Source organism: Pseudomonas sp. LPB4.O, assembly GCF_038383825.1.
In the GTDB taxonomy this organism is placed as follows: domain Bacteria; phylum Pseudomonadota; class Gammaproteobacteria; order Pseudomonadales; family Pseudomonadaceae; genus Aquipseudomonas; species Aquipseudomonas putida.
The window spans coordinates 4,633,428-4,648,639 of record NZ_CP151298.1 but is presented as its reverse complement, the minus strand read 5'-3'; the positions used below and the strand labels follow the sequence as shown (position 1 = coordinate 4,648,639).

Sequence of the window (15,212 nt, the reverse complement as noted above, 5' to 3'; positions counted from 1 at the left end):
AAGGAGTGGGCTTCCATGATCGAAAATTTTTGGAAGGATAAGTACCCAGCCGGGATTACGGCGGAAATCAATCCTGACGAATTCCCCAATATCCAGGCAGTACTCAAGCAATCCTGCCAACGCTTTGCCGACAAACCGGCCTTTAGCAACCTGGGCAAGACTATCACTTATGGCGAGCTGTATGCGCTGTCGGGGGCGTTTGCCGCCTGGCTGCAGCAGCATACCGACCTCAAGCCCGGTGACCGCATTGCCGTGCAACTGCCCAATGTCCTGCAATACCCGGTCGCGGTCTTCGGTGCCATGCGTGCCGGGTTGATCGTGGTCAACACCAACCCGCTGTATACCGCGCGGGAGATGGAACACCAGTTCAACGACTCCGGCGCCAAGGCCCTGGTGTGCCTGGCGAACATGGCCCACCTGGCCGAGAAGGTAATACCCAAGACACAGGTCAGGCACGTCATCGTCACCGAAGTGGCCGACCTGCTGCCGCCGCTCAAACGCCTGCTGATCAATAGCGTGATCAAGTACGTGAAGAAGATGGTGCCGGCCTACAGCCTGCCGCAGGCCGTGCGCTTCAACGACGCCCTGGCCCTGGGCAAGGGCCAGCCGGTGACCGAGGCCAACCCGCAGGCCAACGACGTGGCCGTGCTGCAGTACACCGGTGGCACCACCGGCGTGGCCAAGGGCGCCATGCTGACCCACCGCAACCTGGTGGCCAACATGCTGCAGTGCCGTGCACTGATGGGCTCGAACCTGCATGAAGGCTGCGAAATCCTCATCACCCCGCTGCCGCTGTACCACATCTACGCCTTCACCTTCCATTGCATGGCCATGATGCTGATCGGCAACCACAACGTGCTTATCAGCAACCCGCGTGACCTGCCGGCCATGGTCAAGGAACTGGGCAAGTGGAAGTTCAGCGGCTTTGTCGGCCTCAACACCCTGTTCGTTGCCCTGTGCAACAACGAGGCGTTCCGTGCGCTGGACTTCTCGTCGTTGAAAATCACCCTGTCGGGCGGCATGGCCCTGCAATTGAGCGTGGCCGAGCGCTGGAAGGCCGTTACCGGCTGCGCCATATGCGAAGGGTACGGTATGACCGAAACCAGTCCGGTGGCAGCGGTGAACCCGGCAGAAGCGAACCAGGTGGGTACCATTGGCATTCCGGTGCCATCGACCTTGTGCAAGATCATCGACGACGCCGGCAACGAGCTACCGCTGGGCGAGGTGGGCGAGTTGTGCGTCAAGGGCCCGCAGGTGATGAAGGGCTACTGGCAGCGCGAAGACGCCACCGCCGAGATCCTCGACAGCGAAGGCTGGTTGAAGACCGGCGATATCGCCCTGATCCAGGCCGACGGTTACATGCGCATCGTAGACCGCAAGAAGGACATGATCCTGGTCTCGGGCTTCAACGTGTACCCCAACGAGCTGGAAGACGTGTTGGCGGCCTTGCCAGGTGTGCTGCAGTGCGCAGCCATTGGTGTGCCGGACGAGAAATCGGGTGAAGTGATCAAGGTGTTCATCGTGGTCAAGCCGGGCATGACCGTGACCAAAGAGCAGGTGATGGAGCACATGCGTGCCAACGTTACCGGTTACAAGGTACCGCGCCTGATCGAGTTCCGCGATTCGCTGCCGACCACCAACGTGGGCAAGATCCTGCGCCGCGAGCTGCGCGATGAAGAGCTCAAGAAGCAGGGCTTGAAGAAGATCGCCTGACACCCCGCCAGCGCGGCCCTTGTAGGAGCAGCCTTGTGCTGCGAAAGGGCCGCGAAGCGGCCCCGGCAATTTCAGCAACACCACTGAAAACCTGGGGCCGCTGTGCGGCCCTTTCGCGGCACAAGGCCGCTCCTCCAGAGGTTGCACCGCTTTCGGGCTCAGCGCAGTTTTTCCAGCATCTGGTAGTACCACATTCCCGCCGCCAGCAGCGGGTTACCCAGCAAATCCCCCATCGGCACCCGCACATGCTTGCACTGGGCGAAGGTGTCGAACTTCTCCAGTGTCCCGGTCAACGCTTCGGCCATGATCTCGCCCATGATGTGGCTGGTGGCAATGCCGTGCCCCGAATAACCCTGGCAGTACCACACGTTGTCCGACAGCTTGCCCAGCTGCGGGATTCGGTTGACCACGATCCCCATGGCGCAGCTCCATTGGAACTCGATGGGCACGCCTTTGAGGGCCGGGAACGTGCGTTCGATGCACGGGCGCAGTTCGCCTTCGATGTCGCGTGAATCTTTCCCCGAGTAGTTGGCGCCGCCCCCGAACAGCAGGCGCTTGTCGGCGGTCAGGCGGTAATAGTCGAGCACGAAGCGGCAGTCGTACACCGCCAGGTCCTGCGGGTTGATCTGCTCGGCCAGCTCACCCAGCGGCGCGGTGGTGACGATGCCGCCCATGGCCGGGAAGATCTTGCCCTTGAGCTGGCGCTTTTCCAGTTTGTGGTACACATCGCCGGCCAGCATCACCTGGCGTGCCTCGACCCGGCCGTGGGCGGTAACCACCGCCGGGCGCGGGCCGTGGACGATGTCCAGCACCTCGGAGTTTTCGAAGACCAATGCACCCAGGCTGTGGGCAGCGCGGGCCTCACCCAGGCACAGGTTGAGCGGGTGCAGGTGCAGGTTGCGCAGGTTTTTCAACGCGCCCAGGTACAGCGGGCTCTGCAGGTGCTCGGCCACTGCAGCGCGGTCGAGCAATTGCACCTGCTCGCCCATGCCCCGGCGCTGGGCCTCGGCCTCGAATGCGCGCAGCTCGTTCATGTGCGAGGGCTTCATCGCTGCATGCAGGTGGCCGTGCTTGAGGTCGCAGTCGATGCCATAGCGCGCCACGCGCTGTTCGATCACCTGGTGCCCGCGCCAGCGCAGGTGCCAGATGAAATCGTCGACTTCGGCGCCCAGGTGGCTACGCATCTGCGTGCGCATGGCCTCGTCGCCCGACAGGCTGCCGGTGACCTGGCCGCCATTGCGCCCGCTGGCGCCCCAGCCGATACGGTTGGTTTCGACGATGGCCACCTTCAGGCCACGCTCGGCCAGCTCCACCGCCGTGGCGATGCCGGTGAAGCCGCCACCGATGATGGCCACGTCCACCTGCACCGTGCCCTTGAGCTGCGGGTACTCGGTGTGGTCGTTGAGGGTGGCGCTGTAGTAGGACGGCGCACGTTGCGCCGAGCCTTTGTTCAATGCTGCGTTCATGGGTGTTCCTTGTTATGTAGAGGCTCAGGCCTGGTGCAGGTACCAGCGCCAGTCCTGCTCGCTGACTTCGGCCATGAACTGGCGGTACTCGGCGCGTTTGACCTTCAGGTACACGCCAAGGAAGTCTTCGCCCAATGCTTCGCGGGCCCAATGGGAATGTTGCAGGGCATCGAGGGCAGTCAGCCAGTCGGTGGGCAGGTGTTCGGTGGCCTGGGCATAGCCATTGCCCTCCACCGGTGCGCCTGGGTCCAGCTGTTCGCGGATGCCCCGGTGGCTGGCGGCGAGAATTGCCGCTGCGGCCAGGTAGGGGTTGGCATCGGCGCCGCAAATGCGGTGTTCCACATGCCGGCTGTTGGCCGGGCCGCCTGGCACACGCAGGCTCACGGTGCGGTTGTCCACGCCCCAGGTCGGCGCCAGCGGCGCATAGCTGTTGGCCTGGAAGCGGCGGAACGAGTTGGCGTTGGGGCAGAACAGCAGCAGCGAGTCGCGCAGGTGGCGCAGCATGCCGGCCACAGCCTGGCGCAGCAGCGGGGTGCCGGCTTTGTCTTCACTGGCGAACAGGTTGTTGCCCGCGTTGTCGGCCAGGCTCAGGTGCATGTGCATGCCGGTACCGGCCAGGTTGGCAAACGGCTTGGCCATGAAGCAGGCCTGCATGCCGTGGGTATGGGCCACGCCTTTCACCAGGCGCTTGTAGCGCACGGCCTGGTCCATCGCCTGCAGTGCATCGCCGTGCTCCAGGGTGATTTCCACCTGGCCTGGGGCGTATTCCGAAATGGCGGTACGTGCCGGAATGCCTTGGGCCTTGCAGGCGGCGTACAGGTCGGCAAGAAACGGTTCTATCTGCTCCAGCTCACGCAGGCCATAGACCTGAGTAGCGCGCGGGCGGCCACCGTCGTTGTCCAGCGCCGGTTGCGGGCGGCCCTGGGCATCGCGTTGCTGGTCGAGCAGGAAGAATTCCAGCTCGCAGGCCATTACCGGGTGGTAGCCGTCGGCTTTCAGCGCTTCGATGGTGCGCAGCAGCACATGACGCGGGTCGGCGATGCTGGCCGGCAGGCCTTCGCTCGGGTGCATGCTGACCTGCACGGCAGCGGTTGGCACCCGGCGCCAGGGCAAGCGCACCAGGCTGCCTTCAAGCGGGTAGGCGCGGCAGTCGATGTCGCCCACGTCCCACACCAGGCCCGAGTTTTCTACGTCGTCACCGTTCAGGGTCAGGCCGAGGATGGTGCTGGGCAGCGGCCGGCCGGTCTGGTAGACGGCCAGCAGTTCCTCGCGGTGCAACAGCTTGCCGCGCGGTACGCCGTTGGCGTCGAGGATAAAGAGCTCGAACAGCTCGATATCGGGGTTTTCGGCCAGGAAACGGGAAGCCTGCTCTACGGGTGCAAAGTGCATGATTGATTCGCTCACGGGCGCACAGGGCCACCGCACAAGCAGGCGGCCCAGTTGAGTCAAATGGCCAGAAGGAGGCCGGGTTTGGTCACAATGGCGTGAGCGAGGTGTCCGGTGGGCGCGCGTGGCGGCAGTGCCACAAAGCCCAGAAGGCGAGGATGATGTGAACCAGCGGATTTTCCCCGGCACGGCTCCGGGCCTTCGGCAGCGAAGGGCGGGACGACGGTGGGGCGATGGGCTGGACGGGAGTCATGCCTTTGATACTCACATGCGGCGTAAGGTTGATTAAAGCAGTGAATGGCAACCTTTACATATGCCCTTGCTAAACTTTCAGCCGCTATGCGATCCCTGTAGGAGCGGCCTTGTGCCGCGAATGGGCCGCAAAGCGGCCCCGGCAATGTGTGCTGGGGCGCAAATCCTGGGGCTGCTGCCGCAGCCCATCGCGGCACAAGGCCGCTCCTACAGGGAGCGTGCCAGCCTGGACAGCAAAGTAGGCCCAAATCTGCGACAATCGCGCATCCTTCGAATGCCGATCATGAAAAAGCAGGCTCACCTGCATCACTAAAAAGCCCCATGACTGACCACGCCATCGACAAACTGCTGCAAAACCTCGACCACGCCATGATCGCCGACCGCCATCGCCTGCGCCGGCAACTGCACGAACTGCGCAAGCGCCCCGACGAGGCGAAGCTCGCGCAGTGGGTGGAAAAGGTCCAGGCCTCCTGCGCCCAGGTCACCGCGCGCCAGCAGAGCGTGCCGACCGTGCGCTACGACGACAACCTGCCGATCGCCGCCAAGCGTGATGAAATCAAGAAGGCCCTGGCCGAAAACCAAGTGCTGGTGATCGCCGGCGAAACCGGTTCGGGCAAGACCACCCAGCTGCCGAAGATCTGCCTGGAGCTGGGCCGTGGCAGCCATGGCCTGATCGCCCACACCCAGCCGCGCCGGATCGCCGCGCGCAGCGTGGCGGCGCGGGTCGCCGAAGAGCTGGGCACGCCGCTGGGCGGGTTGGTCGGCTACCAGGTGCGGTTCGAAGACCAGAGCGATTCCAATACCTTGGTCAAGCTGATGACCGACGGCATCCTGCTGGCCGAAACCCAGCACGACCGCCTTCTGGAGCGCTACGACACCATCATTGTCGACGAAGCCCACGAACGCAGCCTCAACATCGACTTCCTGCTCGGCTACCTGAAGACCCTGCTGCATCGCCGGCCAGACCTGAAGCTGATCATCACCTCGGCGACCATCGACCTGGAGCGTTTCTCCAGGCACTTCGATAACGCGCCAATCATCGAGGTGTCCGGGCGCACTTACCCGGTGGAGACCTGGTACCGCCCGCTGACCAGCGAGCAGGACGAGGAAGGCAACCAGATCGAGGACGACCTCACCGTCGACCAGGCCATCCTCGCTACCCTGGATGAGCTGGCGCACCATGAGCGCAGCGAGGGCAAGGGGCCGGGCGATGTCCTGATCTTCCTGCCGGGCGAGCGGGAAATCCGCGATGCCGCCGAAATCCTGCGCAAGGCGCAACTGCGCCACACCGAGATTTTGCCGCTGTACGCGCGCCTGTCGCCAGCCGAGCAGCAGCGCATCTTCCAGCCGCACACCGGGCGCCGCGTGGTGCTGGCCACCAACGTTGCCGAAACCTCGCTGACCGTGCCTGGCATTCGCTATGTGATCGACACCGGCACGGCGCGCATCAGCCGCTACAGCTACCGCGCCAAGGTGCAGCGCCTGCCCATCGAGGCGGTGTCGCAGGCCAGTGCCAACCAGCGTAAAGGCCGCTGCGGCCGGGTAGAGCCAGGCATCTGCGTACGGCTTTACAGCGAAGAAGATTTCAACAGCCGGCCCGCGTTCACCGACCCAGAGATCCTGCGCACCAACCTGGCGGCGGTAATCCTGCAGATGCTGCACCTGCGCCTGGGCGCGATCGATGCCTTCCCGTTCATCGAGCCGCCGGATGGCAAGGCCATCAGCGATGGCTTCAATCTGTTGCAAGAGCTGTCGGCGGTCAACCGCGAGAACCAGCTGACCCCGATCGGCCGCCAGCTGGCGCGCCTGCCGGTCGACCCACGGCTGGGCCGCATGCTGCTTGAAGGCGCACGCCTGGGCAGCTTGCAGGAAGTGCTTATTGTCACCAGTGCGCTGTCGGTGCAAGACCCACGCGAACGCCCGCCGGAGCGCCAGCAGGCCGCCGACCAGGCCCACGCACAGTGGAAGGATGTGGACTCCGACTTCGCCGCGCTGGTCAACCTGTGGCGTGGTTTCGAAGAGCAGCGCCAGGCGCTGACGGCCAACCCGCTGCGCAACTGGTGCCGCAAGAACTTCCTCAATTACCTGCGCCTGCGTGAATGGCGCGATGCCCACCGCCAGCTGGCACTGATCTGCCGTGAGCTGCAGTTGACGGTGAACAAGGAACCGTCCGACTACCTGAAGATGCACAAGGCCATCCTCAGTGGCCTGCTGAGCCAGATCGGCCAGAAGACCGAAGAGGGCGACTACCAGGGGGCCCGCCAACGGCGCTTCTGGGTACACCCGTCGTCGGGCTTGGGGCGCAAGCGCCCGCAGTGGGTAATGGCCGCCGAACTGGTCGAGACCACCAAGCTGTATGCGCGCATGGTGGCCAAGATCGAGCCGGACTGGATCGAGCCGCTGGCCGGCCACCTGGTCAAGAAGAACCACTTCGAACCGCACTGGGAGAAAAAGCGCGGGCAGGTGGTGGCCTATGAGCAGATCACCCTGTACGGGCTGATTCTGGTTGGCCGCCGCCCGGTGCACTACGGCCCGATCGACCCGGTTACTTCGCGCGAGTTGTTTATCCGCGAAGGCCTGGTGGGGGGCGAAATCCAGTCGCGAGCCAAGTGCCTGGCAGCCAACAAACGCCTGCTTGAGGAGCTTGACGAGCTGGAGGCAAAGGCCCGCCGGCGCGACATCCTGGCCGACGAAGAAACGCTGTACGCCTTCTACGAAGCGCGCCTGCCGGCGGAAATCCACCAGACCGCGACCTTCGACAGCTGGTACCGCATGGGCAGCCAGAAGGACGCCAACCTGCTGATCATGCGCGAGGAAGACGTGCTGGCCCGCGAGGCCAGCGAGGTGACCGCAGCACAGTACCCCGACAGCATGCAGGTGGGCGAGCTGCGCCTGCCGCTGAGCTACCATTTCGAGCCCGGCCACCCGCGTGACGGCGTGACTGTGCGGGTGCCGGCACCGCTGTTGCCAAGCCTGCCCGGCGAACGCCTGGAATGGCTGGTGCCAGGCCTGCTGGAAGCCAAGTGCGTGGCGCTGGTGCGCAACCTGCCAAAGGCCCTGCGCAAGAACTTCGTGCCGGTGCCGGACTTCGTCAAGGCCTCGCTGGCGCGCATGACGTTCGGCCAAGGGGCGCTGCCGCAGGCCCTGGGCCAGGAGCTGTTGCGCATGACCGGTGCGCGGGTGTCCGATGAGGCCTGGGACGAATCGGTCAAGCTGGTCGAAGGCCACCTGCGAATGAACATCGAGGTGGTTGATGGCCAGGGCAAGTTCCTTGGCGAAGGCCGCGACCTGGCCGAGCTGACTGCACGCTTTGCCGCTGCCAGCCAGGCAGCACTGGCGGTGCCGCGTGATGCCAAAAGCGAACAACCGGTGCAGGCCAAAGCTTTCAGCGAAGTGAAACAGACCGCCCAGCAGAAGATTGCCGGGCTGTCGATGACCGTGTACCCGGCGCTGGTCGAAGACAACGGCACCGTGCGCGAAGGGCGCTTCTCGACCCAGGCCGAAGCCGAGTTCCAGCACCGCCGCGCGTTGCAACGGCTGTTGCTGCAGCAACTGGCCGAGCCGGCCAAGTTCCTGCGCGGCAAGCTGCCGGGGCTGACCGAGCTGGGCCTGCTGTACCGTGAAATGGGGCGGGTCGAGGCGCTGGTCGAAGACATTCTGCTGGCCAGCCTGGACAGCTGCATCCTCGAAGGCGAACAACCGCTGCCCCGTGATGGCGCGGCCTTGGCCGGGCTGGCTGAACGCAAGCGCGGCAGCTGGGCCGAGCATGCCGAGCGCCTGGCGCGGCTAACGTTGGAGGTGCTGAAACTCTGGCATGGCCTGCAGAAGCGCTTCAAGGGCAAGATCGACCTGAGCCAGGCGGTGGCGCTGAACGACATCAAGCAGCAGCTAAGCAACCTGGTGTACCCGGGCTTTGTGCGCGAAACGCCTGCGGCGTGGTTCAAGGAGCTGCCACGCTACCTCAAGGCGGTGGAACTACGCCTGGAAAAGCTGGGTTCGCAAGTGCAGAAGGACCGGGTCTGGTCCGGCGAACTGGCCAACCTGTGGGCGCAGTACAACGCCCGTGCCGACAAGCATGCCCAAGAGGGCAAGCGTGATGAGCAACTGGCTTTGTACCGTTGGTGGCTGGAGGAATATCGGGTGTCGTTGTTTGCCCAGCAGTTGGGCACCAAGGTGCCGATTTCCGACAAGCGACTGAGCAAACAGTGGAGTCAGGTGGAAGGCTAAACTTCTACAGTTGTGGCAATATTGGTGCAATTTGGGGCCGCTTTGCGGCCCTTCGCGGGCACGCCCGCTCCCACAGGGACAAGCCTACGCCCCTAAATTGGCACTAAAGTGCCATTAACCTGCCATATTTCCAGCCAGCGCCCCGTGGCGATGGCCTTTGACCAGAGGAACGACCGTGCATAACGTCGTGATCAGCGGCACCGGCCTGTACACCCCGGCCCAGAGCATTTCCAACGAAGAACTGGTGGCCTCTTTCAACGCCTGGTCGCAGCAGTTCAACCAGGACAACGCCGCCGCCATCGAGCGCGGTGAAGTCGAAGCGGCGCCGGTGTCCGACGCGGCATTCATCGAAAAGGCCTCGGGCATCAAGAGCCGCTTCGTCATGGACAAGGCCGGCATCCTCGACCCGCAGCGCATGAAGCCACGCCTGCCAGAGCGTTCCAACGACGAACCGTCGGTGCTCTGCGAAATGGCCGTGGCTGCCGCTCGCCAGGCCCTGGAGCGCGCCGGCCGCACGGCTGCCGATGTCGACGGGGTTATCGTCGCCTGCTCCAACTTGCAGCGCCCATACCCGGCCATTGCTATCGAAGTACAACAGGCGCTGGGCATCCAGGGCTTTGCCTTCGACATGAACGTGGCCTGCTCGTCGGCCACCTTCGGCATCCAGACCGCCGCCAACAGCGTGGCCCTGGGCCAGGCGCGCGCGGTGCTGATGGTCAACCCGGAGGTGTGCACTGGCCACCTGAACTTCCGTGACCGTGACAGCCACTTCATTTTCGGTGATGCCGCCACGGCGGTGCTGATCGAGCGTGCCGACCAGGCCACCTCGGCGCACCAGTTCGACATTGTCAGCAGCAAGTTATGGACCGAGTTCTCCAACAACATCCGCAACAACTTCGGCTTCCTCAACCGTGCGGCGGAAGAAGGCGAAGGTGCGGCAGACAAACTGTTCATCCAGGAAGGCCGCAAGGTGTTCCGCGAGGTGTGCCCGAAAGTGGCCGAGCTGATCGGTGAGCACTTGCAGGAAAACGGCCTGCAACCGAGCGACGTCAAGCGCTTCTGGCTGCACCAGGCGAACCTCAGCATGAACCACCTGATCGTCAAGAAGCTGCTGGGGCGTGAAGTGGCCGAGGAAGATGCACCGGTCATTCTCGACCGTTATGCCAACACCAGCTCGGCGGGGTCGGTGATTGCCTTCCACCTGTACCAGGATGACCTGGCCAAGGGCTCGCTGGGCGTGTTGAGTTCGTTTGGTGCGGGGTATTCGATTGGTAGCGTGATTCTGCGCAAGCGCTGATTGCTTGATCTGATCCGAGATAGCCGGGGCCGCTTTGCGGCCCATTCGCAGCACAAGGCTGCTCCTACAAGGGATCGCGTCCCCCTGTAGGAGCAGCCTTGTGCTGCGAATGGGCTGCAAAGCAGCCCCTTACAATTTCACAGGCAAAAAAAGCGGGAAACGCCGGATGGGGTCGGCGTTTCCCGCTTCAGCGTGAAGCAGAGAGGGTGACGCTTAGAATTTGGCTTCCAGGTCCACCTGCAGGGTGTCTACGTCAGCATTGCTGTTCGGTAGCTGCGACAGATCTGTCTTGGCCATCAGGTAGGCAGCACCCAGGGAGAAGTTCTTGTCGATTTCGTAACCCACCTTGAACTTATGGCCACGGGAACCTGTGAAGCCGTTGCCAAAGTCCGAATCGGTGAACAGGCTGACCACCGCGTTACGCTGCACATCGCGGTAGTTGTAGTCCAGGCTCCAGGCTCCCACCTTGGTTTTCAAACCAGCCAGCCAGGCTTGATCTTCGCCATCGGTGCTCTCGGTATTCTTCACGTACTGACCATAGGCCGACAATGGAATGGCCAAGCCGGTGAAATCGATCTGGCCAAAACCTTCCACCAGATTGAACTCGTTGGTGGTGTTGCCAAACGACTGCAGGATGGCTGCTTCCTTGTCGTTGTCATAACCATAGATGCTCGCACCCACGGTGAGCTTGAGCACATCAGCCGGCGCGAACTTGGCGCCCAACTGACCGTGGTAGACCTGCGCATCGTGCTTGTACTGGACACCATCACCATCGACGTTGTCCTTCAGGGTGTACTGACCGGCGCTGGCAAAGACTTCGGCGCCGCCCAGGTCCGCTTTGTAAGTGGCAGCCACACCTTCCGGGTTGATGTCGCTATCCCAGATGATGTCGCCCATGCTTACCCAAGGCTGTGGCATCTTGCCGCCAATAAGGTGCAGGTTCGGGACTGCAGTAGGGTGCCAGTCGAGGTAGGCGAGGTCGACCCACAGCGACTTCTTGTCAAAGTAGTTGTCGAGGCTCTGGTTGGTGGAGCGCCGGTCGGCGCTGCTGCCGGTGGCTATGCGAACGCCGGCGTCGACCTGCGGGTTGATCTCGCTGTAGAAGCCGACACGGGCACGCACTCGCTGGCGGTCCTGGTTGCCGCTGCTGCTGTTCGGGTCATCGACGTTGACGTCTTCGTAACGCAGGCGCACGTCACCCTTGATCTGGGTCTTGGCGGCCCATGCCACTTTTTGTTCAAACGAGCTCATGCGTTCGGACTGAGCTTTCTGGTCGGCCTTTTCCTTGGTTTCTTTTGCCAGGTCGCCCTGCAGTTCGTTGTACTGCGCCTGGTTGATCGAGCCGTTGGCGCGGAGCATTTCGAGCAGCTTGGCGTCGACAGCAGCACTGGCCGGGGCGCTCAGAGCCAGCATCATGCCGGTGAGGCTCACTCCGGTAAGTGTAGAAACAAGACGCATAAGGTTCTCCCTACTGAAAAAAATGGGGGAGGCTCAAGCGCCTGCCCCTGCGTTGGCATGTCTTCGGAAAGGGCCTGAATAGACAGGTTCTGGGGTTCCGGAAAACAGGCGCAAGTATTGCGGGGGCCAATGACAGATTAATGTCTAATTAGTGGCACTGTTGTTAAGTAATTGAGAGTAAAAGGATCAGCCCGGCTTTCGTCATTTGAGTGCGGAGCGTTCCTTGGGGATACTGAACGCCTTCAGACAGCGAGCCGAAACCGTGACCAGCCTGTATAGCCTTGCCCATTTGCGTGATCTTCCGGCGGCCACCTGGGATGCCCTGGTGCCGGCCGGCCAACCGTTCCTGCGCCATGCTTTCCTCAGCGCGATGGAAGACAGCGGCAGTGTGCAGCGCAGCACCGGCTGGGCCGCCGAGCACCTGGTGCTGGAGCGTGACGGGCAGGTACGGGCGCTGCTGCCGGCGTACCGCAAGTGGCACTCGTTTGGCGAGTATGTGTTCGATCACGGCTGGGCCGATGCTTGTGAGCGGGCCGGTATTGCCTACTACCCCAAGCTGCTCGGCGCTGTGCCGTTCAGCCCGGTCAGCGGCCCACGCCTGCTGACGGCCGACCCGGCTGACGGTTTGCTGATGCTGCAGGCCCTGCCGGAGTATCTGGGCAAGGGCGGACTTTCCAGTGCGCACATCAACTTCACCGACCCGGCGCTGGACGCGCAGTTGGCGGGCCTGCCAGGGTGGATGGAGCGCCTGGGCTGTCAGTTCCACTGGCAAAACCGGGGCTATCGGGACTTCCAGGATTTTCTCGACAGCCTGAGCTCGCGCAAGCGCAAGCAGATGCGCAAGGAGCGTGAGCAGGTGGCGGGGCAGGGCATCGAATTCCGTTGGTACCGCGGTGATGAACTGGACGAGGCACAGTGGGATTTCGTCTTTCAGTGTTATGCCAACACCTATGCGGTGCGCCGACGCGCGCCTTACCTGACCCGCGAGTTTTTCAGCCTGCTGGCCGAACGCATGCCCGAGGCGTTGCGTGTGGTGATGGCCCGTCAGGGTGGGCGCGATGTAGCGATGGCCTTGAGCCTGGTGGGGGGTGACAGCCTGTTTGGCCGTTACTGGGGGTGCCTGGATGAGTTCGACCGGCTGCATTTCGAAACGTGTTTCTACCAGGGCATGGATTTTGCCATTGCCGAGGGTTACCAGCGTTTCGATGCCGGGGCGCAGGGCGAGCACAAGCTGATACGCGGGTTTGAGCCTGTGTTGACGCGGTCCTGGCATTACCTGCTGCACCCAGGGTTGCGGCGGGCGGTGGAGGATTTTCTGCTGCAGGAGCGCGAAGGGGTCAAGGGGTATGCCGAGGAGGCGAGGGGGATGTTGCCCTACCGCCGGGCCTGATGCGTCTTCGGCTGCAGCGCGATCCCTGTAGGAGCGGCCTTGTGCCGCGAAAGGGCCGCAAAGCGGCCCCGGCAATTATTGCTGCGAAGCTGAAAACCTCGGGCTGCTGCGCAGCCCTTTCGCGACACAAGGCCGCTCAAGAAGCGCGCCGTAGCGTAGATCAGTCGACCCCGACAAAGCCCCCGGTCTGGTGATGCCACAACCGGGCATACAACCCTTGTTGCTCCAGCAACTGCGCATGGCTGCCACTTTCGACAATCCGGCCCTTGTCCAGCACCACCAGGCGGTCCATCCGGGCAATGGTCGACAGCCGGTGGGCAATGGCGATCACGGTCTTGCCTTGCATCAGCGTCTCCAGGCTTTCCTGGATGGCTGCCTCCACCTCCGAGTCCAGCGCTGAAGTGGCTTCGTCCATGATCAGGATCGGCGCATTCTTCAACAGCACTCGGGCAATGGCGATGCGCTGGCGTTGGCCGCCCGACAACTTGACCCCGCGCTCACCCACATGGGCATCGAAGCCGGTGCGCCCTTGGGCGTCCGACAGTTGCGGGATGAACTCGTCGGCGCGGGCGCGGCGAACCGCTTCGTGCAACTCCGCCTCGCTGGCGTCGGGGCGGCCATACAGCAGGTTGTCGCGGATCGAGCGGTGCAGCAACGAGGTGTCCTGGGTGATCATGCCGATCTGTGCGCGTAGGCTGGCCTGGCTGACTTCGGCAATGTTCTGGCCATCGATGAGGATGCGCCCGCCCTGCACGTCATACAGGCGCAACAGCAGGTTGACCAAAGTCGACTTGCCCGCGCCGGACGGGCCGATCAGGCCGATTTTTTCGCCCGGGCGTATGTTCAGGTCGAGGCCTTCGATCACATTGGCAGCCTTGCCATAGTGGAAGTCGACATCATCGAAATGCACCGCGCCGCGGCTGACCTTGAGCGCCGGCGCGTTGGGCTGGTCGGTGACGGTAACCGGCTGGGCGATGGTCTGCAGGCCGTCCTGGACCATGCCGATGTTCTCGAAGATGCCGTTGACCACCCACATGATCCATCCCGACATGTTGACGATGCGGATTACCAGGCCGGTGGCCAGGGCGATAGCACCAACGGTGATCAGCGACTGGCTCCACAGCCACAGCGCCAAGCCTGTGGTGGCGACCACCAGCAGGCCGTTGAGGGTGGTGATGACCACGTCCATGCTGGTAATTACCCGCGAGGCCAGCTGGGTTTTCTCGGTTTGCTCGCGGATTGCTTCACGTGCGTATTGCTGCTCGTAGTCGGTGTGGGCGAACAGCTTCAGCGTCGCGATGTTGGTATAGCCGTCGACGATACGCCCCATCAGCTTGGAGCGGGCGTCGGACGAGATCACCGAGCGCTCCTTGACCCGTGGCACGAAGTAGAACAGCGCGGCGATGTAGCCGGAGATCCAGACCAGCAGCGGCAGCATCAGGCGCCAGTCGGCCTCGGCGAACAGCACCAGCGAAGTGATGGCGTAGATCAGCACGTGCCATAGCGCGTCCACCGCCTGCACGGCAGAATCACGCAGCGAGTTGCCGGTCTGCATGATGCGCTGGGCAATGCGCCCGGCGAAGTCGCTCTGGAAGAAGTTGAGGCTCTGCTTGAGCACGTAAGTGTGGTTTTGCCAGCGGATCAGGCTGGTCATGCCGGGGTTGATGGTCTGGTGCACCAGTAGGTCGTGCAGGCCGAAGAACAACGGCCGCAGCAGCAGAATCACCACCAGCATCCAGATCAGTTCGCCACTGTGCTCGCTGAAGAAGCTGGCATTCGGCGTGCCCTGGGCCAGGTCGATGATGCGGCTGAGGTAGCTGAACATCGCCACCTCGATCAGCGAGGCGAACAGGCCGACCACCAGCAGGGCGAGGAAGCTGGGCCATACCTGGCGCAGGTAATACAGGTAGAACGGCCACACGGTGGTGGGTGGCGATTCACTGGGTGCTTCGCGAAAGATATCGATCAGCTGTTCAAAACGACGGTACAGCATGGGTAACGACACTCCTGTTCCATCCGGCCC

8 protein-coding genes are annotated in these 15,212 nt (G+C 63.2%); 4 read left to right on the top strand and 4 right to left on the bottom strand.

What is annotated here, in order from left to right; all coding sequences use genetic code 11:
• Positions 1–15 precede the first annotated feature (15 nt).
• Positions 16–1,713 carry a long-chain-fatty-acid--CoA ligase FadD1 gene (fadD1, locus tag MRBLPB4O_RS21095; protein ID WP_341796494.1) on the top strand — a complete coding sequence of 566 codons (1,698 nt, stop codon included), beginning with the start codon at positions 16–18 and terminating at the stop codon, positions 1,711–1,713.
• A gap of 158 nt (positions 1,714–1,871) precedes the next feature.
• On the opposite strand, the gene MRBLPB4O_RS21090 is transcribed toward fadD1, so the two are convergent.
• Together MRBLPB4O_RS21090 and MRBLPB4O_RS21085 are read right to left on the bottom strand one after the other, a co-directional pair.
• Positions 1,872–3,179 carry an FAD-binding oxidoreductase gene (locus tag MRBLPB4O_RS21090; RefSeq protein ID WP_341796493.1) on the bottom strand — a complete coding sequence of 436 codons (1,308 nt, stop codon included), beginning with the start codon at positions 3,177–3,179 and terminating at the stop codon, positions 1,872–1,874.
• Positions 3,180–3,203: 24 nt separating this feature from the next.
• Positions 3,204–4,568: a glutamine synthetase family protein gene (locus MRBLPB4O_RS21085; RefSeq protein WP_341796492.1), complete on the bottom strand. Its 1,365-nt coding sequence runs from the start codon at positions 4,566–4,568 to the stop codon at positions 3,204–3,206.
• Between the two features lie 570 nt (positions 4,569–5,138).
• On the opposite strand from MRBLPB4O_RS21085, the gene hrpA reads away from it, so the two are divergent.
• Positions 5,139–9,044 (top strand): ATP-dependent RNA helicase HrpA, encoded by a 3,906-nt coding sequence (hrpA, locus tag MRBLPB4O_RS21080; RefSeq protein WP_341796491.1) that lies wholly within the window; start codon positions 5,139–5,141, stop codon positions 9,042–9,044.
• 175 nt (positions 9,045–9,219) lie between these two features.
• On the top strand, positions 9,220–10,341 hold the full coding sequence (locus MRBLPB4O_RS21075) for a beta-ketoacyl-ACP synthase III (RefSeq protein WP_016498433.1): 1,122 nt from the start codon (positions 9,220–9,222) through the stop codon (positions 10,339–10,341).
• A 213-nt stretch (positions 10,342–10,554) separates the two neighbouring features.
• Here the strand turns inward: MRBLPB4O_RS21075 and MRBLPB4O_RS21070 are convergent, their stop codons facing one another.
• Positions 10,555–11,799 (bottom strand): putative porin, encoded by a 1,245-nt coding sequence (locus MRBLPB4O_RS21070; RefSeq protein ID WP_019473637.1) that lies wholly within the window; start codon positions 11,797–11,799, stop codon positions 10,555–10,557.
• Positions 11,800–12,061: 262 nt separating this feature from the next.
• Here MRBLPB4O_RS21070 and MRBLPB4O_RS21065 point away from each other — a divergent pair, with 262 nt between their 5' ends.
• Complete coding sequence (locus tag MRBLPB4O_RS21065; RefSeq protein ID WP_341796490.1) at positions 12,062–13,189, top strand: GNAT family N-acetyltransferase; 1,128 nt, start codon at positions 12,062–12,064, stop codon at positions 13,187–13,189.
• A gap of 160 nt (positions 13,190–13,349) precedes the next feature.
• Here the strand turns inward: MRBLPB4O_RS21065 and MRBLPB4O_RS21060 are convergent, their stop codons facing one another.
• The gene (locus MRBLPB4O_RS21060) at positions 13,350–15,182 is read right to left on the bottom strand and encodes an ABC transporter ATP-binding protein (RefSeq protein ID WP_341796489.1); all 1,833 of its coding nucleotides are present in this window, start codon (positions 15,180–15,182) and stop codon (positions 13,350–13,352) included.
• Positions 15,183–15,212: the final 30 nt, after the last annotated feature.

Excerpts from the sequence above, each read along its gene's own strand:
- MRBLPB4O_RS21090 (WP_341796493.1), bottom strand. The coding sequence starts at position 3,179 with ATGAACGCAGCATTGAACAAAGGCTCGGCGCAACGTGCGCCGTCCTAC.
- fadD1 (WP_341796494.1), top strand. The coding sequence starts at position 16 with ATGATCGAAAATTTTTGGAAGGATAAGTACCCAGCCGGGATTACGGCG.
- MRBLPB4O_RS21085 (WP_341796492.1), bottom strand. The coding sequence starts at position 4,568 with ATGCACTTTGCACCCGTAGAGCAGGCTTCCCGTTTCCTGGCCGAAAAC.
- MRBLPB4O_RS21060 (WP_341796489.1), bottom strand. The coding sequence starts at position 15,182 with ATGCTGTACCGTCGTTTTGAACAGCTGATCGATATCTTTCGCGAAGCA.
- MRBLPB4O_RS21070 (WP_019473637.1), bottom strand. The coding sequence starts at position 11,799 with ATGCGTCTTGTTTCTACACTTACCGGAGTGAGCCTCACCGGCATGATG.
- hrpA (WP_341796491.1), top strand. The coding sequence starts at position 5,139 with ATGACTGACCACGCCATCGACAAACTGCTGCAAAACCTCGACCACGCC.